Source organism: Hymenobacter terrigena (genome assembly GCF_054776515.1).
In genome coordinates this window covers 930,008-949,505 of sequence record NZ_BAAHBU010000001.1, presented here as the reverse complement: position 1 = coordinate 949,505, position 19,498 = coordinate 930,008, and the positions used below count along the sequence as shown (strand labels likewise).

The 19,498-nt window shown below is 61.1% G+C and carries 15 protein-coding genes; 7 read left to right on the top strand and 8 right to left on the bottom strand.

Going from position 1 to position 19,498, the window contains the following annotated elements:
- Positions 1-134: 134 nt before the first annotated feature.
- Genes dprA through ACYU7Q_RS03775 form a run of 3 tightly spaced genes read right to left on the bottom strand, consistent with a single transcriptional unit; the run spans position 135 to position 2,712 of the window.
- Positions 135-1,271: a DNA-processing protein DprA gene (gene dprA / locus ACYU7Q_RS03785; RefSeq protein WP_460608101.1), complete on the bottom strand. Its 1,137-nt coding sequence runs from the start codon at positions 1,269-1,271 to the stop codon at positions 135-137.
- A gap of 6 nt (positions 1,272-1,277) precedes the next feature.
- Complete coding sequence (locus ACYU7Q_RS03780; RefSeq protein ID WP_460608100.1) at positions 1,278-1,649, bottom strand: MerR family transcriptional regulator; 372 nt, start codon at positions 1,647-1,649, stop codon at positions 1,278-1,280.
- 22 nt (positions 1,650-1,671) lie between these two features.
- The gene (locus ACYU7Q_RS03775; RefSeq protein ID WP_460608099.1) at positions 1,672-2,712 is read right to left on the bottom strand and encodes a glycoside hydrolase family 53 protein; all 1,041 of its coding nucleotides are present in this window, start codon (positions 2,710-2,712) and stop codon (positions 1,672-1,674) included.
- Between the two features lie 164 nt (positions 2,713-2,876).
- Between ACYU7Q_RS03775 and alaS the strand changes: the two genes are divergently transcribed.
- From alaS to ACYU7Q_RS03740, 7 genes are all read left to right on the top strand, one after another.
- The gene (gene alaS / locus ACYU7Q_RS03770) at positions 2,877-5,558 is read left to right on the top strand and encodes an alanine--tRNA ligase (RefSeq protein ID WP_460608098.1); all 2,682 of its coding nucleotides are present in this window, start codon (positions 2,877-2,879) and stop codon (positions 5,556-5,558) included.
- A 188-nt stretch (positions 5,559-5,746) separates the two neighbouring features.
- Positions 5,747-6,565, top strand: a complete 819-nt coding sequence (locus ACYU7Q_RS03765) for an energy transducer TonB (RefSeq protein ID WP_460608097.1) — start codon at positions 5,747-5,749, stop codon at positions 6,563-6,565.
- Between the two features lie 198 nt (positions 6,566-6,763).
- On the top strand, positions 6,764-7,690 hold the full coding sequence (locus ACYU7Q_RS03760; RefSeq protein WP_460608096.1) for an SPFH domain-containing protein: 927 nt from the start codon (positions 6,764-6,766) through the stop codon (positions 7,688-7,690).
- A gap of 93 nt (positions 7,691-7,783) precedes the next feature.
- Positions 7,784-8,635 carry an energy transducer TonB gene (locus tag ACYU7Q_RS03755; RefSeq protein ID WP_460608095.1) on the top strand — a complete coding sequence of 284 codons (852 nt, stop codon included), beginning with the start codon at positions 7,784-7,786 and terminating at the stop codon, positions 8,633-8,635.
- A 161-nt stretch (positions 8,636-8,796) separates the two neighbouring features.
- Positions 8,797-9,615: a TonB family protein gene (locus tag ACYU7Q_RS03750; protein ID WP_460608094.1), complete on the top strand. Its 819-nt coding sequence runs from the start codon at positions 8,797-8,799 to the stop codon at positions 9,613-9,615.
- 117 nt (positions 9,616-9,732) lie between these two features.
- Positions 9,733-11,187, top strand: a complete 1,455-nt coding sequence (gatB, locus tag ACYU7Q_RS03745; RefSeq protein WP_460608093.1) for an Asp-tRNA(Asn)/Glu-tRNA(Gln) amidotransferase subunit GatB — start codon at positions 9,733-9,735, stop codon at positions 11,185-11,187.
- A 114-nt stretch (positions 11,188-11,301) separates the two neighbouring features.
- On the top strand, positions 11,302-12,423 hold the full coding sequence (locus ACYU7Q_RS03740) for a redoxin domain-containing protein (protein WP_460608092.1): 1,122 nt from the start codon (positions 11,302-11,304) through the stop codon (positions 12,421-12,423).
- A gap of 86 nt (positions 12,424-12,509) precedes the next feature.
- Here the strand turns inward: ACYU7Q_RS03740 and ACYU7Q_RS03735 are convergent, their stop codons facing one another.
- The 5 genes from ACYU7Q_RS03735 to ACYU7Q_RS03715 form a co-directional block, all read right to left on the bottom strand.
- The gene (locus tag ACYU7Q_RS03735) at positions 12,510-13,208 is read right to left on the bottom strand and encodes a hypothetical protein (RefSeq protein ID WP_460608091.1); all 699 of its coding nucleotides are present in this window, start codon (positions 13,206-13,208) and stop codon (positions 12,510-12,512) included.
- Between the two features lie 61 nt (positions 13,209-13,269).
- Positions 13,270-13,788, bottom strand: coding sequence for an acyl-CoA thioesterase (locus ACYU7Q_RS03730; RefSeq protein ID WP_460608090.1), 519 nt, complete (start codon positions 13,786-13,788; stop codon positions 13,270-13,272).
- 147 nt (positions 13,789-13,935) lie between these two features.
- Positions 13,936-16,173, bottom strand: a complete 2,238-nt coding sequence (locus ACYU7Q_RS03725; protein WP_460608089.1) for a zinc-dependent metalloprotease — start codon at positions 16,171-16,173, stop codon at positions 13,936-13,938.
- Positions 16,174-16,327: 154 nt separating this feature from the next.
- The gene (locus ACYU7Q_RS03720; RefSeq protein WP_460608088.1) at positions 16,328-18,541 is read right to left on the bottom strand and encodes a M43 family zinc metalloprotease; all 2,214 of its coding nucleotides are present in this window, start codon (positions 18,539-18,541) and stop codon (positions 16,328-16,330) included.
- A 138-nt stretch (positions 18,542-18,679) separates the two neighbouring features.
- The gene (locus ACYU7Q_RS03715) at positions 18,680-19,342 is read right to left on the bottom strand and encodes a protein-L-isoaspartate(D-aspartate) O-methyltransferase (RefSeq protein ID WP_460608731.1); all 663 of its coding nucleotides are present in this window, start codon (positions 19,340-19,342) and stop codon (positions 18,680-18,682) included.
- Positions 19,343-19,498: the final 156 nt, after the last annotated feature.

Genomic DNA, 19,498 nt, shown 5'->3' with positions numbered 1-19,498 from the left:
GAGAATGTGAAAAATAAGGGTAAACAAGCAGCAATAGTGCTTTTTTCTATAGCTGGAAAGGTTTGAGAAAAAATGAAAAATAAACGGGGCTAAATTAGGTCAGGCAAGGTAGGATTGTAGTACCTGGGATGAGATTAATCCAGTCGAAACTTCTTGCCCGGCAGTGCCCGCACCACGCCCCGGAATTCCAGTGCCAGCAGCAGCGAAGCCACCGCATGAATGGCCAGTTGCGCTTTCCAAGCCAGCTCGTCCATCTGCAGTTCGCGGCCCGGCGCAGCAGCCAGCACCGTTATCAGCCCGTATTCATCGGCCGTAAAGTCGGCGGCAGAGTAGGAGGGAACGGGCTTGAACTTGCCCGACTGGTGCAGGGCCGCGTCCCAGTTCAGGAGTTGCTCCAGGTCGCGTGGTTCGGAGTATAGGGCGGCTTTATTATCCCGAATGAGCGCATTGCAGCCGGCCGAAGCGGCCGAGCTCAGGTTGCCGGGCACGGCCAGCACGTCGCGGTCGTAGCTCAGGGCCAGCTCGGCAGTTATCAGCGCCCCGCCTTTGATGGCGGCTTCCACCACCACGGTGCCATCGCTCAGGCCGGCAATGATGCGGTTGCGGGCCGGAAAATTGTAGCGGTCGGGCGGCGTGCCGAAGGGAAATTCGGTGAGCAGGCCGCCCTGCTCACGCATCTTTTCGGCCGTTTTCTGGTGCGTGTGCGGGTAAATTCGGTCCAGCCCGGTGGCCATCACGCCCACGGTTTCGAGGCCTTCCTGCAAGGCGGCGCGGTGGGCCATGATGTCGATGCCGTAGGCCAGGCCGCTCACTACCAGCGGCCGGTGCGGCAGCAGGCCTTTGATGATGCGCTCGGTTTGCTCGCGGCCGTAGTCGGTGGCCTGGCGGGTGCCCACGAGGGCCACGGTTTTGGGCGCATTCAAGTCGGCCGTGCCCTGGTAGTAAAGGATGGCCGGCGCGTCGGGAATCAGCTTGAGGCGGCTGGGGAAGCGCTTGCTGGTATAAAACAGGATTTCGACGCCGTCCTTCTCGGCCTTCTTCAAATCGGCTTCCGCCTTGCGAAACGCCTTCTCGCGCTCAGGCCCGGTCAGGATTTTGATGGTGGCATCGCCCACGCCGGGAATGCGGCGGAGCTTGCCGGGAGGCATCATCAGTACGTTTTTGGCCGCGCCGCCGTAGCTCATCAGCTGCCGCGTGAGCTGCGGGCCGATGCCGGGTAGCAGGGTGAGGGCGAGCTCGTGGAAAAGGGTGTCGTTGGTAGAATTGGACATGGAAGGCTATTCGGCAATGTCCGGGTCGGCCTTGCCGGCTGCTTCCACTTCCTTCTTCAGGCTCATCAAAAACGCCCGCACCTTCTCCAGACTCTGCACCACGTCAATCTTATCCTTGAGTTGCGGGCCTTTCTGCTTGAGCATGTCGCGCGCGCCGGGAATGGTGTAGCCGCGCTCCTTCACCAAGTGATAGATGGTGCGGAAAACCTCGATGTCCTGCGGCGTGTAGAGGCGGTTGCCCTTCTTGCTGCGGCGGGGGCGCAGTTCCTCAAACTCGGTTTCCCAGAAGCGCACCAGCGACTCGGCCACCTTGAACTGGGCGGCCACTTCGCCGATGGTGAAGTATTGTTTTTCGATGCTGCGCTCTTTGTAGGGCATGGTATGGGAAGCCGATTTCGGGTTACTCAACCCGATATTTCCGGCTGATTTCGTCGTAAATTAACAACAAGTCGTTGGCCTTTCCCTGTTTGTCGAAAATGGATTCCCAGGTGTTGAGCGGCTCCCAGATGAAGCTGCCCCGGCCTTTGCCGTCCGGCAGGTTGAAGGCGATGTCGTTGACCTCGCGCTTGCGCTCCGAGTATTCGACCACCACAATGTCCTGCGGGTATTTTTTGGCCAGCGCCGTCAGGTTGTTTTTGAGGTCTGGTATGGTGCCGTGCCACTTGGGGTAGTACGACTCGCCGATGACATCGAACTCGACTTTGTGCGCCAGCATGTGGTCGAGCCACAGGGTGGACTTCAGGTTCTGGCCGCCCAGGGCAATGTGCATCATCACCAGCGCGTTGGGCGTGGTCTCGCGCACGGCGCGGGCGCCGGCTTTGGTCAGCCCGGCCAGCACCTCGAACCGCGCCAGGCTGTCAGCTTTGTCCACGTCGCCATCGGGCCAAATCATGCCGTGGTTGATTTCGTTGCCCACCTGCACCATGTCGGGCGGCGTGCCCTGGGCATTCAGCGCCTGCAATACTTCGGTGGTATAATCGTGCACGGCGGTTTCCAGCGCCGCACCGGTCAAGTTTTTCCAGGCCAACGGCTTGAACTGCTTCTGCGGGTCGGCCCAAGTGTCGGAGTAGTGGAAGTCGAGTAGCAGTTTCAGGCCCGCCTGTTTCACGCGTTTGGCCATGGCCAGGGTGTGCGGCAGGTCGCAGAATCCCTTGCCGGGCGAGTAGCCGCTGTCGGCCGCCGGGTTATTGAAAATCCGCAGGCGGATGTAGTTGAAGTGGTGGTCTTTCAGAATCTGGATGGCGTCCTTTTCCACGCCTTTGTCCGAGAACTTTACGCCCCGGGCTTCCAGCTGCGGCAAAAAGGAAATGTCGGCCCCGAGCACTTTGCCCAGCCGGGCCTTGCGCGGGGCGGGCGGGGTAGCGGCTACGCTGCTCAAGCCGGCCAACACCAGCAGCCCGATGCCGGCCGAACGGCGCAGAATATTCAAACGAAACGACATAGTAGTGCAAGCAAAATGCGCGGCCGGAACACGCCGTTGGAAGGACCCGCAAGATACGGGCAGCGGGGCAACCGCGTCAGGGAGGCGTTTTGTTACCTTTGTGGCACGGGCCCCGTGGCAAAACCAACTCTTTGCCGGGTGCGGCCCTTTTTCTTCTGCTTCCTATGTCACTCCCCACCGCTTCCACTGTTCGCCAGCAGTTCCTTGATTTCTTTGCCTCGAAAGGCCATCACATCGTGCCCTCGGCTCCGATTGTGGTGAAGGACGACCCCACGCTGCTGTTCATCAACTCGGGCATGGCCCCGTTCAAGGACTACTTCCTGGGCAACAAGCCAGCGCCCTACAAGCGCATTGCCGATACGCAGAAGTGCTTGCGCGTGAGCGGCAAGCACAACGATTTGGAGGAGGTTGGCTACGACACCTACCACCACACCATGTTCGAGATGCTGGGCAACTGGTCGTTTGGCGACTACTTCAAAACCGACGCCATTGCCTGGGCCTGGGAATTACTGACGGAGGTATTCAAGCTGGAAAAAGACCGGCTCTACGTCACCTATTTCGAGGGCGACCAGAAGGACGGCACCGCCGCCGACACCGAAACCCAGAACCTGTGGCGCAAATACACTTCCGATGACCGCATTCTGCCCGGCAATAAGAAGGACAACTTCTGGGAGATGGGCGACACCGGTCCCTGCGGCCCGTGCACCGAAATCCACATCGACCTGCGCTCCGACGAGGAGCGCGCCGCCAAGCCCGGCCGCGAGCTGGTGAACGCCGACCACCCGCAGGTGGTGGAAATCTGGAACAACGTGTTCATGGAATTCCAGCGCCTGGCCGATAAGTCCCTCATCAAGCTGCCCGAGCAAAGCGTGGACACCGGCATGGGCTTCGAGCGCCTGATGATGGCCGTGTCCGGCGTGAAATCGAACTACGACACCGACGTGTTTCAGCCGCTCATCCAGTTCATTGCCAAGGAAGTAGGCGTGGAGTACCATGGCACCGCGCCCGCCAAGGTGACGGACCAGCCGACCACCGAAAACGAGAAAACAGACATCGCCATCCGCGTCATCGCCGACCACATCCGCACCATCGCCTTCACTATTGCCGACGGCCAGCTGCCCAGCAACGTGAAAGCCGGCTACGTGATTCGCCGCATCCTGCGTCGGGCCGTGCGCTACGCTTTCTCGTCGCTGAATCAGAAGCAGCCTTTCCTCTATAAGCTAGTGCCCGTGCTGGCCGAGCAAATGCACGGCATCTTCCCCGAGCTGAAGGCCCAGACGGCTTTCGTGCAGCGCGTGATTGAGGAAGAGGAAATTGCCTTCCTGAAAACGCTGGAAACCGGCCTGCGCCGCCTTGATGCGCTGGAAGAAACCGCCCGCGCCAACGGCGGCGTCATCGACGGTAAAACGGCGTTTGAGCTGTCGGACACTTTCGGCTTCCCGCTCGACCTCACGGCCCTCATTGCCCGCGAAAAAGGCCTGACCGTGGACGAGGAAGGTTTCCAGAAGGAGCTGGCGCAACAGAAAAACCGCAGCCGCAACGCCCAGGAAACCGAGCAGAGCGACTGGGTGACGGTGGCTGATTCGGACGAGCAGCCCGCTTTTGTGGGCTACGATTTGGACGAGGCCCCCGCGCACATTCTGCGCTACCGCAAGACTACGGCCAAAGGCAAAACCGAGTACCAGCTGGTGCTCGACCAAACCGCCTTCTACGCCGAAAGCGGCGGCCAGGTGGGCGATACCGGCTACCTAGAATCGCCGCTCTCCAAAGTGCGCGTGATTGACACGAAGAAGGAAAACGACCTCATCGTGCACACCGTGCTGGAGCTGCCCGAGGACCTGACGGCCGATTTTCTGACCATTCCGGACGCCGCGCGCCGCACCCAGATTCGGCAGAACCACTCGGCCACGCACTTGCTGCAGGCCGCCCTGCGCGAGGTGCTGGGCAGCCACGTGCAGCAGAAAGGCTCGCTGGTGAACGAGAAGCTGCTGCGCTTCGACTTCTCGCACTTCACCAAAGTGACCGATGCCCAGCTGCGCGAGATTGAGCAGCTGGTGAATGCCCGCATCCGCCAGCAGATTCCGCTCGACGAGCGCCGCAACGTGCCCATCGCCGAAGCCAAAAGCCTGGGTGCCATGGCTTTGTTTGGTGAGAAATATGGCGAGTTTGTGCGCGTCATCACCTTCGACCGCAACTACTCGGTGGAGCTGTGCGGCGGCCTGCACGTGCCGAATACGGGCACAATTGGCTACCTCAAAATCACGGGGGAAAGTGCTGTGGGCGCCGGTGTACGCCGGATTGAAGCCGTGACGGGCGTCGGCGCTGAAGCCTACGTCGACCAGCAACTCGACCTGCTGAACCAGGTGCGCGAAACCCTGGGCAACCCCCAGCACCTGCTCAACAGCATTGAGAAGCAGAACGAGGAAATTGTCAATTTGCGCAAGCAAATCGAACAGTTTGAACAACAAAACATCAACCAGCAGAAAGAGCAGTTGTTGGGCAAAGTGAAGGAACTGAACGGCGTGAATTTCGTGGCGGCGCAAGTGCAGGCCGGCAGCGCCGACGCTCTCAAAACCCTGGCCTTCAACCTGCGCCAGGCCGTGCCTAACCTCGTGGCCGTTCTCGGCGCCGATGTGGACGGTAAGCCGCAACTGGCCGTGATGCTGGCCGATGAAATCGCGCAAGCCGGCAAGCTCAACGCTACCACGCTGGTGCGCGAACTGGCCAAGGAAATTCAGGGCGGCGGCGGCGGGCAGCCCTTCTTCGCCACGGCCGGCGGCAAGAACGTGGCCGGGCTGGGCGCGGCCATTGCCAAGGCCGAGGAGGCTGTGAGCAAGACGCTGTAATAACTTCTTATGTGATTGAAACGCCGGAAGCGGCGGCTCCCAAGCACGGGAGCCGCCGCTTTTTTGTGGCGATACTTCGGCCGGCGTTGCGGTAGGGTTTTTTTCAACATCTTTGATGCGGTGTCCCCAGCCTCTGCCGTTTTTATTAGCGGCATGGCCCTCCACGCACCCAACCACAATTCTACCCGATGAACAGATTTTGGAGCGCCTGCCTGGCGTTGCCCGGCTTATTTGTGGCGGCCATGCCGGCCGCCGCGCAATCTGAGCCAGTGGCTGCCGTGGCACCCCGGCCCAAAACGATAGAATACTTCAGTGCCGAGCACCGGCTGTTGCCAACGTCGGAGGGTGCCAACTACCGGCTGGAAACCACTTACCGCGACAGCGTGGCGGGAACCGTGCGCAAATACGACGCGGCGGGCAAGCTAAAATGGATAATCCCTTACGGGCACTTGCGGCTGAAAATCAGGCACGGCGTGAGTACAACCTGGTACGAAAACGGGCAGATGCATACCAAAGAAGACTACGTGGCCGGCCGGCAAAGTGGCGAGATGCTGGTGTACTACTCCGATGGGACGCTGCGCCGCCGCGACCAGTTTGTTCAAGGCAAGCGCACGGCGGGCGAATGCTTCGACCCCGACGGTCAGCCCACTGCCTACTTCGAATACCGTATCAAACCGGTGTACAGCGAGGGCGATGGCAGCAATGCTGCCGTGGTTCATGCCATTCAGCGGCAGGTGCAATACCCCATAGAGGCGCTGCGACTGGCCCTGAATGCCCGCGTCATCATCGGCTTTACCGTCGACCGGCAGGGCCGTGTGCAGGAGGTTCACGTTGAAAAAGAGCCCCCAGTAGACCAAATTGCGCCTCAACTGCGAGAAGCCTTCGTGCTGGTGAAAAAATCAGCCCTCGATGCTGCCCGGAAGTTGAAGTCCTTTCAGCCGGGCCAGATTGATGGAGAAGTTGCGCCGGTAGGTTACACGGTTCCCATTACGTTTCGCATGGAGTAGCAACAACGCCAGCCATAACCGTACTGACGCTGCTTTTGGATATGCGAACCGATGAAGCATGACCAAACCCGCACGTCCGGTGTAATGCCCGATGCGGGCCGGCGATATATAATCCAACCCCGCCGAGCCACTGGCTTACGGTTACGGTTTTTTGTCCGACATTTCCGCTCACTTTCACCTTTTTCCTGCTTATCCGTCATGTCCACCTTTGCCCTCGCGTTGCTCATCCTCGTCGGCCTCACCCTGTTTCTGTGCTATGTCATTGTGCCACAGGGCACGGTGGCGGTGGTCACGGTGTTCGGCAAATACCGGCGCATCATGCTGCCGGGGCTGAATTTCAAGCTGCCGTTTATTGAAACGGTATACAAGCGGATTTCCATTCAGAACCGCTCATTGGAGCTGAATTTCCAGGCCATCACCGTCGACCAGGCCAATGTGAATTTCAAGGCCATGCTGGTGTACGCGGCCTTCGACCAGAGCGAGGAAGCCATCAAGAACGTGGCCTTCAAGTTTGTGGACGAGCAAAGCCTGATGCAGGCGCTGGTGCGCACCGTGGAGGGCAGCATCCGGGCCTTCGTGGCCACGCAGCGGCAGGCGGCCGTCTTGAGCTTGCGCGGCGAAATCGTGCTCCACGTGAAGGACCAGCTCGACGCCACGCTCGAAAGCTGGGGCTACCATCTGATTGACTTGCAGCTCAACGACATTGCCTTCGACGAGGAAATTATGCGCTCGATGGCCAAAGTAGTGGCCTCGAACAACCTGAAAGCTGCCGCCGAAAACGAAGGCCAGGCCCTGCTCATCACCAAAACCAAAGCCGCCGAAGCCGAAGGCAACGCCATTAAAATTGCGGCGGAGGCCGAGAAAATCGCGGCCCAGCTGCGAGGCCAGGGCGTGGCCTTGTTTCGCGAGGAAGTGACCAAGGGCCTGGCCCACGCCGTAGAAGAAGTCACCAAAAGCAACCTTGACCCCTCGCTGGTCTATTTTTCGATGTGGACCGAAGCCATCAAGCACTTCGCCGAGCAGGGCAAGGGCAACGTCATTTTCCTCGATGGCTCAAACGAAGGCATGAGCAAAAACCTGGAGCAGATGATGGCCATGCAACAACTTCAGCGCCCACTGGCGTAGGCGGAAGTAGCCATTTCGCCAGCTGGTGCGTAATTTCGGGGAGCTGAGAGCGAGGGACTGTTTCCCGGGCTTTCAGCTCCTTTTTCCTTTCCGGTGAAAACACAGTTACTGTATTTGGGGCTATTGCTGGCGGTGCCGCTGGCCGGCCGGGCGCAAGCGTCCCGCGCCGCTACGCCCAACCCCATCAGCAGCTTTTTTACCCCCGATTTTCAGCCCGCCAGCCCGGAGGATACCACGGCCCTGTGCGCCGAAACCACGTTTCGCGATAGCCTGAGCGGCATCACGCGGGTGTATTATCCATCGGGAAAGCTCAAGCAGTACATTCCGTACATCAACGTGGCGCGGGGCGTGCGCTACGGCTGCGTCACCACCTGGTACGAGAATGGCCAGATGTGCACCAAAGAAGACTACGTGCGCGGCGTGCGCCACGGCGACCTGCTCACCTATTACCCCGACGGCACCCTCAAGCGGCGCGAGCATTGCCAGGATGGCCGCTGCGGCGTGGGCACCTGCTACGATGCCAACGGCTACCCTGTGCCCTACTTTGCCTACGAGCAGCTGCCGCTGTACCCTGGCGGCGAGGAGCGCCTGCTGAAGGAGCTCAACAAAGCCGTGCGCCTCAACAGGCAGGAACTGGCCGCTGCGCGCCGCGCCACCCGCCACATGACGGACATGGTACAGTATGGCTGGCGGCGCGAAGTGGATGTGGAACTGGCCGTGGCTCCCGACGGCCGCATCACCAATGCCCGGGTGGTGCAGTCCACGGCCGGCTTTCTCAACAACGCCGTGCTGCGGGCGGTGACCAAGCTCCAGCGGCAGTTTGTGCCCGGCCGGCGCGATGGGCAGGTGATGACCAGCTTTCTTACGGTACCGCTGTTCTACACCCTCGATGTGCCCAGTCGCCAGCCGTATTACGGCGGCTCTCGCATGCCACGGCGCTTTTAGTCAACGACGGTCGCTCGGGCGCAGCGGGTTGTTTGGGCGCTAAAGGATGCCAGTGTAGCAATCAGGGCGGCGTAACAAAATTATAAGGCCGGTGATGGCGTACTTTGGTCGTTGTGATGTACCGCGGCGCTTTGTGTTATTTAAATCTACCTGCTTTCCTAATGCGTTTTCTCTTTACCAGCAGTTTGGTGCTGTCCTTGTCCGGCGCTGCCCTGGCCCAGTCGCGGCCGACATACCCCTACAAAACCGTTACTTACATTGGCAGTGATAATCACGTGCTGCCTGGCCCGGAGGGAGCACACCATTGGCTCGAATATGTATACCGCGACAGCTTGTCCGGCACCATTCGGCAATATAGTGCGGCGGGCAAGCTGCAGGAAAGCACGCCGTATGCCGACATGGCGCATCTAATCAAGCTGGGGCCTAAAACGACGTTTTACGACAACGGCAATGTGCGCTCGAAAGAGGATTTTGTGGCGGCAAAGCGCAACGGAGAATTTGTTGTGTACTACCCCGAAGGCCAGGTGAAGCGCCGCGAAACCTACGTGGCGGACGTGCGCCAAACCGGCGAATGCTTTGCCGAGGATGGCAGCACCGTGCCGTTTTACGAATACACCCGGATGCCTTCCTACAAGGGCGGCGGCACCGATAAGATGACCCGGGCCATTGCGGCCAACGTGCGCTATCCGGACGAAGCCCTCCGCAACCAAATCCAGGGCCGGGTATTTGTTGCGTTTGAAGTGGGCTTGAACGGCGAAGTCGCCAATGCCAAGGTGGTAAAAGGACTGGGCTATGGGCTGGACGAAGCCGCACTTAATGCCGTGAAAAAGCTAACCGGCTTTGTGCCGGGCCAACTGGACGGGGTACCGGTGGCGGTTTCATTTACCCTGCCGGTCATTTTTTCCATCTCGCAAGCCCCCGCAAGCCGGCAGTCGGTTGCCCCAAGCCGTGGGTTTCCTGCTTCTTCTGGTCCTTACTGAGCCGGGCTGCAGCCCCCCGACGATGCAATTCTATTGCCCGCCGGCGAATGACGGCTTGCCCGTACCCGTTACCTTTAGGGGCAGAAAGCCTCTATGGACCCCGCGTTTTTACAGAATATGGACGAAGCCACCCTTGCCAAATACCAGCCCGTTATCGGCCTGGAAGTTCACGCCCAGTTGCTCACGCACAGCAAGATGTACTCTTCCGACGAGAACGAGTACGGCGTTGCCCCCAACACTAATCTGTCGGTAATTACCCTCGGCCACCCCGGTACCTTGCCCAGGGTGAACCGCACGGCCGTGGAATTTGCCATGAAAATGGGCCTGGCCACCAACTGCCAGATTCGGCGCGACAACCTGTTTGCGCGCAAAAACTACTTTTACCCCGACCTGCCTAAGGGCTACCAGATTACCCAGGACAAAACCCCGATTTGCTACGACGGCCACCTCGAAGTGCGCGTGGGCGAGGAGCTGAAGCGCATCGGCATCACCCGCATTCACATGGAGGAAGATGCCGGGAAATCGATGCACCTGGCCGGCGAAACCGAGACCCTCGTGGACCTGAACCGCGCCGGCGTGCCGCTCATCGAAATTGTGAGCGAGCCCGACATCCGCACCGGCGACGAAGCCTACGCCTACCTCACCGAAATCAAGAAGCTGGTGGAGTACCTCGGCATCTGCGATGGCAACATGGAGGAAGGCTCGCTGCGCTGCGACGCCAACATTTCGGTGATGCTGAAAGGGGCCGACAAGTTCGGCATGAAGGTGGAAGTGAAGAACATGAACTCCTTCCGCAACGTGCAGCGCGCCATTGCCTACGAAATCGAGCGCCAAATCAGCATCATCGAAGCCGGCGAGGAAGTGGACAGCGAAACCCGCGGCTTCGACGCCGCCAGCGGCACCACCAACGGCCAGCGCAGCAAGGAAACCCTCAACGACTACCGCTACTTCCCCGAGCCGGACCTGCCGCCGCTGGTGATTTCCGACGAGTGGCTGCACCGCGTGGCCGCCGAATTGCCGGCCCTGCCGCAGCAGCTGTACTCGCGTTTCACGGGCGAGCTGGGCCTGAGCTCCTACGATGCCTCGGTGCTCATCGACCAGAAGGAAGTGGCGCTGTTTTTCGACGGCCTCTCGCGCCTCACGCCCAACGCCAAAGCGGCGGCCAACTGGGTGATGGGCCCTGTGAAATCGTACCTGAACGAGCGCGCCCTCACCATGGCCGATTTCCCGCTCGACGCCGCCCAGCTGGCCGGCATCATCGAATTGATTGACGCCGGTAAAATCAACTACTCCGTGGCCAGCAAGCAGCTGTTTCCCCACCTGCTGGAGCACCCCACCGCCAACGCCACCGGCGCGGCCGAAAGCCTGGGCCTGCTCACGCAAGCCGACAACGGCGAGCTGGCGGGCCTCGTGCAGCAGGTACTCGATGCCAACCCCGCCAAAGTTGCCGAGTACCGTGCCGGCAAAAAATCCCTTACCGGCATGTTCATGGGCGAGCTTATGAAGCTCACCGGCGGCAAGGCCGACCCCAAGTTGGCCAATCAGCTGCTCCGCGCCGGGCTGGACGGGTAAGGAAGTTGCCACCTGAGCGTCTACCTGCCAGCCTCAGTTTAGCTGCCGGAACAAACCTTTAACGGCCTCGCGTTGGCCATTTCGATTCATAAGTTCACGCACATGCCTCACCCCATGATAAAATCTGTTTTTCTGGCCGCCACCGTGCTGGGCATGGCCAACGCCTGCCAGAATGCCGCCGCCGCCGACGGCTACGAGATTTCGGGCCAATTGAAAAATGCCCCTATCGGTACGGTGCTGCACCTTTCCGAACTCAACTCCAACCAGTTTGTGGAGAAGGCCACCGCCAAAACTGATGCCGCCGGCAAGTTCTCCTTGAAAGGGGCTGCCGTAAGCCCTGGCATTTACCAGCTCAAACTGGACGAGGCCAACCAGGTACTACTGCTGCTCGACAACAAAACCCACTTGGAACTGAGTGGCGACGCCCAAAAACTGCCTGCTACCTACAGTGTGAAAGGCAGCAAAGACGCGGAAATCCTGCGCCAGCTTGCCCAGGTGATGGAAGGCAGCAAGGGCCAGCTCGAAGACATTGGCAAGCGCTATAATGCGGCCGGCCAGGCGGGCAAAACCGAGGAAATGAAGGCCATCGAGAAAGAGTATTATGCTATACAGGGGCGCAACACGGCCAAGATGAAGGCGCTCATTCGGCGCAATGCCACGTCCGTAGTGGGCGGATTTGCGGCCGGCGCTTTCATCAATCCCGACGAGGAATTCCAGTTTGCCGACTCCGTGGCCGCCATTCAGCGCAAGGCCAATCCCAATTCGCCCTTCACCAAGGAGCTGACGGCCCGCCTGGAGCCCATGCGGGCCACGGTGCAGGGCGCCATGGCTCCCGAAATCAACCTGCCCCAGCCCGACGGCTCCAAGCTGGCCCTGAGCAGCCTGCGCGGCAAATACGTGCTGATTGACTTCTGGGCGAGCTGGTGCGGCCCCTGCCGCCAGGAAAACCCCAACGTAGTGCAGGCCTACAACAAGTTCAAGGACAAGGGCAAAGGCTTTACCATCTACTCCGTGTCGCTGGACCAGGAGAAGGGCAAATGGGAAAAAGCCATTGCCGCCGATGGCCTCACCTGGCACCACGTGTCGGACCTGGCCGGCTGGCAAAGCGTGGCCGGTGCCGCCTACGGCGTGAAAGCCATTCCGCAGTCGTTCTTGGTGGACCCGCAAGGGAAAATCATCGCCAAAAACCTGCGCGGCGAGGCGCTATCGGCCAAGTTGGCCGAAGTGCTGAAATAGCCTCCTCCAACATCAATAAAAAAGCCCCGTCTGAAATCAGACGGGGCTTTTTTGTAGCTGGATAGGTAGGGAATAAAATTCGCACCTTACCCCAGAAACATGCGCTGCAAGCCGGGCCAGAGGCGCTTTTTCAGGCTGACATCGTACTCCACCAAATCGACGGTGGCGGAAGCAAGGTAGGCGAGGTTGAGGTTGGGAAACAGCACCGGCTCGTAAATCTGGGTGTTGCGGATGGTGGTGTCGAGCAGGTTTTTGCCGAAGGCCACGATGCGCGTGGCGGCCAGCTCCCGGCGCAGGTTGGCCAGCGCCACGGGCAGCTCCGACTCCACGTTGACCAGCAGCACGTCGGCCATCACCAGGTTCAGGGCCTGGAGCATTTTGTTCAGAAACACGTTGCGGTGCATCTTGAGAAACTGTTCGGAAGGCAGGCGGAACAGTAAGATGACGCCCTGCGCATTGTCGCCCATCACTGTGAACGGCGTGAGCATTACCGTCGGCGCCGGGCGGGCGGCCTCCGGCGCGGGCGGCCCCGCTGCTGCCACCGGATGCAGCGCACTCGACGTAAGCCGCTCCAGCCCTGCCGAGGGCTTGCTGTACGCCATCGGCGGCATGCTGGAGACGCGGGGCGGGGCGGGGGGCTCTGGTTTCAGAACCGGCTGTGGCTCGGGCTGGGCCGCTACGGGGGACGGCGGGGCGGCGGGCTCTTCCGCGGCCAATTCAGCGGGCACGTAGAGCGTTACGTCGGTGTAGAAGTTTTGCAGAAAGGCCAGCTTTTCGGTAGACATGGCGCGGTGGTTGAAGTGAGAAAAGTCGGACAGGCTCAGGCCGATTGAGCAATTATACCGATTATTTCAAATCGAACAATGCCTTCAGTTCCTGGGCTTCGGCGGGCTGCATGCGGCCCGCCAGCACCAGGCGCAACTGTCGGCGGCGCAGGGCGCCTTCGTAAAGGCTGATTTCGGCATCGGTTTCGGGCACGGCCTCGGGCACGTCGATGGGCCGGCCACTCTGGTCCACGGCCACGAAGGTGAAGAAAGCCTCGTTGGTTTTCAATTTCGTGCCGCTGGGGATGTCTTCGGCCCAAACATCAATGTGCACTTCCATGCTGGAGCTGAACGCGCGCGTGACCTGCGCCTGGAGCGTGACGACGTTGCCAAGCCGGATGCTGTCGCGGAACGACACGTTATCGACCGAGGCCGTGACCACGATGCGGTTGGAGTGCTTTTGGGCCGCGATGGCGGCGGCAATGTCCATGAGGTGCATCATGCGGCCCCCCATGAGGTTGTTGAGGGTGTTGGTATCGTTGGGCAGGACCAGCTCGGTCATGATGACGAACGAGTCGGCTACGGGTTTTTGCTTGCGCATGGCGAAAAAGTAAAGCAGCCGGCATCGGCCAGGAAAACTGCCGCAAAGGTACAGCCTCGGCGCAGCGGCAGCCCATGGCATAAAAAAAGCCCCGTCCGAAATCGGACGGGGCTTTTCTAAGTCAGCAATGAAATGCCGGACGCGGGACTATTCCACGTTGAGCTTGCTGGTGAAGGTTTCGCCATCGAGCGAAATGTGCACCACGTACATGCCGGCTTTAAGTGCGTGGCCAGCGTTTTGCAGCGACACGCTTTGCTGGCCGGCACCGTACATTTTGGCGGGCAGCGAAACCACGTTGCGGCCCACCACGTCGGTGAGGCTCACCTGCACGTTGGTGGCAGCCGTCAGGTTGAGGTGTACGGCCGTTTCGTTGGTCATCGGGTTGGGGTACACGCTGATGCCGCGGCTGGCTAGTGCGTCGGCCTTGGTTGCCAGCGGGCCGGCAATGCGCAGGTTATCAAAGTAGAAGTTGTTGCCTTGCGAAGTGCCGTTTACCATCTGGAAGCGCACTTTGAACAAGCCGCTGCCTTGGAACTGGGCCGGAATTGCTACCGTGGTGGTTTGCCAATCGGTGCTGCTGCTGGGGGCGAAGCCGTCGTTGGGGATGAGGCCCTGGGTGGTGAGGTCCGTCACGTTGAGCACGGCGGGCGTTGACCAGTTCACGCCGCAGTCGTTGCTAAACGAAATGCGCAGTTGCTCATTGCTGGAAACCGTGCGCAACGCGAAGGACCGCGAGAAGCTCAGTGTGGCCGGGTTGGGCACCGAGGCCAGGCTGATGTTGGGCGTGATGAGCTGGGCGGTGGCGCCCGCGGGAATCACCCGGTCCTGCACAATCAGGTAGCCGGTGCCGGTGGCGGCGGTTGCGGTTGCCTGCCGGGCCCAGCGGTAGCCGGTATTCGCAACGCCGGCGCTGTTGAAGCCCGAAGTGGTGTAGTTGCGCAACGTGGGGTCAGGGAACAGGTTAGGGAAGGCGGTATTTTCAAACGACTCTGTGTACGGGGCCGTTTCGCCGCCCGTCGGGCCTTCTACCCGAATGTAGTTGGTCACGGTGCTGGTGCTGGTGCCCGCGCTGTTGCTCACGGTTTCGGTCACGGGGTAGAAGCCCGCTGCTGCGTACGATACTGAGACGCTAGCACCCGTAGCCGTAGCGGGCGTGCCGCCGGGGAACGACCAGGAATAGGTGAGTGCGCCGCCGCCTGAGGAGAAGTTATAGGAATAGTCGTTCAGCGTTACGGGCGTGTTAATGCACACGCTGGTGCTTGAACCCGTGGCGACCGCGAAGGCGGCAACCGGGGCACAGCTAGCCGGAGCCACGTAGCCGTCGTTGGTGCCGGTGGCAATCAGGTTGGCCTGGGTGGTGAGGCCGGTGCGCTCGGGGCGGGTAGCTAGCACGTTGCGCATGAGCGTCTTCTGGCCTTGCGTGAACATGGTGGGGCACGAGGCGTAGTCCATGATGTTCTGTACGTTGGCGAGGATGCGCTGGCCGGTAGCAGGGTCGGTGCAGGGCGAGTACGTCAGGTCACAGTTGAAGGTGCCGTCGGTGGTGGGGGTGTCGGCTACGCCGTCGTCGCCGCTGCAGTTGCCGGTGCCGGGGTTGTTGGTCTGGCCCCAGGGGTGGCTCAGGCCGAAGTAGTGGCCGATTTCGTGGGTAGCGGTGCGGCTCTGAGCGCGGGCTGGCGAACTAGTGCCCTGGTTACCGAACCAGTCGCCGCGGGCCACAAAGCCATCGCGCTGGGCGGTGGAGTTCTGGGGCAGGTTGGAATAGCCCAGCACAATGCCACCACCGGCCGTGGGCGTACCAATGCTGCTCACAATCCAGATGTTAAGGTAGCGCTGACGGTCCCAGATAACCAGGGACTGCACGGCTCCGCTCTGGTCGTCGTTTATAAGGCTGGGGGCGTAGTGGCGGGTAATGCCCGTGGTGCAGTTGCCGTTAGGGTCCTTCTTGGCCAGGCGGAAACGGAAGCCGAGGGCCGCCGCCCGCGCCCGGAAAGCCGGCACCGTGTTGGCCGTGTCCGCGTTCAGCTTCTGGTAGTCGATGTTAAGCTGGTCGATGGCGCTGTTAACCTGCCGGTCGCTGATGTTCTCCGGGCCGCCAGCGTGAATGATGTGCACAACCACCGGAATGGTCACATCGGTCACATACGATACCTTATTTTGCTGCTTGGCGGCCATTGCCTCCAGCTGCTTGTACATGGCACGCTGGGCTTCGCGGGCACCGGGGTGCTCGGCGAAGTAGCGCTCCTGCTCGGCCACGGCACCGCACCAGTTGGGGCTGCGCTCGTCGGTTTTGTCAGGGTTATAATTCTTGTTTTGGGCGCTGGCACTCAGGCCGGTCAGGGCCAATGCCAGGGTCAGCGCCGTGGGTATTAGTTTTTTCAACATGAGAAAAATTAGGAGAAAAATTGGGTTAATTAGAAGAGGGGGAAGAAAAAAGCGGCTGGGGCCGCAAAAACATTTGCTCCAATGGCAGGGCTTTCAAATTTACCAAAAAACCCTGAATAAAACCCATCCCAATAGGGAAAGAAGTAAGCCATTATCAGGGAATCACCACTTTACTGGTCGAACGCCCATTTATGGTCCGTAGTTCAATCAGATAGATACCGGCAGCCGGGCGGGCCGCGCCGCCGGCCAGCAGGGGCAGGCTTTGCAGACCGGCGCGGCCAATAGCCCGCGTGGCCGTGCCCACCGGGCGGCCCAGCAGGTCGGTCAGGCGCAGCTCGACCGGGCCGGGGGCGGCCAGCGCGAATTCCACCACCGACTCGGCTGTGAGCGGGTTGGGGTACACCCGGGCCGGCGTGCTGCCGGCTCCCGGGCGCGTGGCCAGCAGCGGAGCAGCCCCCACGGCCAGGTGGTCGAGGTAGAAGTAGTTGCCGCCGTTGCTCTGCATCATCAGGCGCACCTGAAAGTGGTTGGTGAGGTAATTGGCCGGGATGTCTACCCGCAGGCTTTTCCACTCCGAGGCGGCCAGCGGGGTATAGCCGTAGGTACGCAGCGTGTCGCGGGTATTGAGCACGAGCGAGAAGAAGCTACGCTGCGTGTCCCAGGTCTGGCCGCAGTCGTTGCTGAATTGCACGGCCAGCGACTCGTTGCCCTGGCCCGGCCGCAGGGCGTAGGCCCGGTCGAAGGTCACGGCCGGCTGGTTGGCCACCGTGAGGCCGCTCAAGTTGATGTTGGGCGAGGTGAGCATGGTTTGGGTGTTGGCGGGCAGCAGCGTACTGGCCACCAGCACGCAGGCCGTGCCGTCGCTCACGGTCAGGCCGCCGGGCACGCCGGCCCGCCGAATCCACCGGACCCCAGCAGAGGCCGTGTTGGAGGAATTGGTCCAGTTGCGCAGGTCGGGAGCCGTGAAGTTGGCCGGGAAGCCGGGGGCTTCAAACGACTCGGCCACCGCGCCCACCAGCCCGGAATTGCCCCCAACTACCTGCACGAGGCCGGTGCGCGTACTGGTGCCCGTGGCCCCGCCAGCCGTTACGGTCAGCGTAACATTGTAAAGGCCGGCCGCGGGGTACGTCACCGTGGGGTTGCGCAGGGCGGAGGTGGCGGGCACGCCGCCCGGAAATTGCCACGCGTAGGTGGCCGCCGTCAGGTTGGCGTTGTAGGAATAATCGGCAAACGTCACCGTTGAGCCATCGCAAACGGTGGTAGCCGAGGCCTGAAACGTTACTACCGGGGCGCAGTTGGGAGCCACGTAGCCGTCGTTGGTGCCGGTGGCCAGCAGGTTGGCGGCGCTGGTGAGTACCTGACGGCAGCTGAGCTGCAGCGAAGCCCGCATCACAGCGCGCTGGCCTAGGGTGAACATCCGCGTGCAGCCCGAGTAGTCCATGTAGTTCTGCACGTTGGCCAAGGGGCCGCAGGCGTTGAAGTTGTAGAGCACCGTGCCGCCGCCGTAGGCCGCGCCGCAGCTCAACTGGCAGCCAATGGTGTTGGGCGTGTCGGCAATGCCGTCGTCTATGCTGCAATTGCTGGCCAGGCCCGGCGTGTTGCTGCCGCCCCAGGTGTGGGGCAGGCCAAAGTAGTGGCCGATTTCGTGGGTGAGGGAGCGCACCGCCAGGTTGCTGCCGCCCGAGGTACCAATACTGCCAAACTGCGCGTTCCGAATCACGATGCCATCGGCCGCGCCGCCCGTGCAGGGCAGGTAGGCGTAGCCGCCGGCTCCGTTGGCGCTGGTGCACACCCAGATGTTGAGGTATTTATCCTGCGGCCAAACAATTAGGCTTTTCACCCGGTCATCGCCGATATTGGTATCGGTCGAATACGTGCGGGTGATGCCCGTGGTGCAGTTGCCGTTGGGGTCGCGGCGGGCCAGCTTCATCCGAAAGCCAATGTTGGCATATAGCGCCTGGAAGGCCGGAATCACATCGGCCGTGTCGCGGTTGGTTTTACTGTAGTCTTCGTTGATAACCCGCAGTGCGTCATTCACCTGCGCATCCGAAATGTTGCTGTTGCCGCCGGTGTGAATGATGTGAATCACGACGGGCACGGTCACGTCCGGGGCGGCCAGCAAGCGCGCCTGGGCGGTGGCGGGCATGCTGGCAACATTTTGGAGGAAGGCGCGGTAGGCGGCCGCCGCGCCCGGCTGCCGGGCAAAAGCGGCCTGCTGGGCGCTGTCGAATGCACAGCGGTAGCCAGTTTGGTGCTCAGGGTATTTCCGCACCACGCCTTGCGGTGTTTGGGCCGAGACTACCAAACCACTGAGCGCAAAGGCCAAACCAAGCAGCCCGACCTTAAAAGGACGTAACATTTTCATCATAAGCAGGAAAGCGGGTGAAGTAGGTAGGAAGAAAAAGGGGGAAGCATCCGGCCTTGCATCTGGGGGAACAAGACCGGCCGGTAATAATTGCAGGCAAATTACACCTGAGAAAATGGGAAAAGAATGAAGCGTAACCCTCTACGAGCGCCAGCCCCCGGCCCCGAGCAGCGGCACAAACCGAAAGCCTTCAAACTCTTCGCGTACAAAGGTCTCGGCACCTTCGCGGGTCACGCGCACCATTCGCTGGGTCTGGCTGCTGCCCACGGGTATCACCAGGCGGCCGCCTACCCGGAGCTGGCGCAGCAGGGCCGGGGGCAGCCCCGGTGCGCCGGCCGTGACGAGGATGGCATCGAACGGGGCGCGGTCGGGCAGGCCCAGCGAGCCGTCGCCGCAATAAAGCCCGGCCCCGACGGCTCCCAACGAGGCCAGCAGCTGCCGTGTGCGGGCAAACAGCACCTCGTTGAACTCAATGCTGTCGACATGGGGCGTGAGCTGGAGCAGCACGGCGCATTGGTAGCCCGAGCCGGTGCCCACCTCCAGCACCCGGTCAGTGGGCTTCAGGTTGAGCAATTGCGTTTGATAGGCTACGGTGTAGGGCTGCGAAATCGTCTGGCCTTCGCCGATGGGAAACGCCTTGTCCTGGTAAGCGTGGGCTTCGAAAGCGGGCGCAAAAAAGAGGTGGCGCGGCACGGTAGCGATGGCCTGCAGCACCCGCTCGTCGTGAATGCCGCGTTGCCGCAGCTCGCGGGCCAGCGCCCGCCGCTGCCCCTGGTGGCGATATGAATCCTGAAGCGGTGAGATGATAAAACGCGGAAATAAGTGAATAAAAGCGGGTGCAGTCCGATGAAGGCCCATTGGCCGGCTCAAAAAGAAGCCGCCAGACAACTACCGGCTGTCCCTACCTTTGCCGGGAGCGGTACGTCTCCACAGGCCGCGAAAATACTACCCCGCCCACCG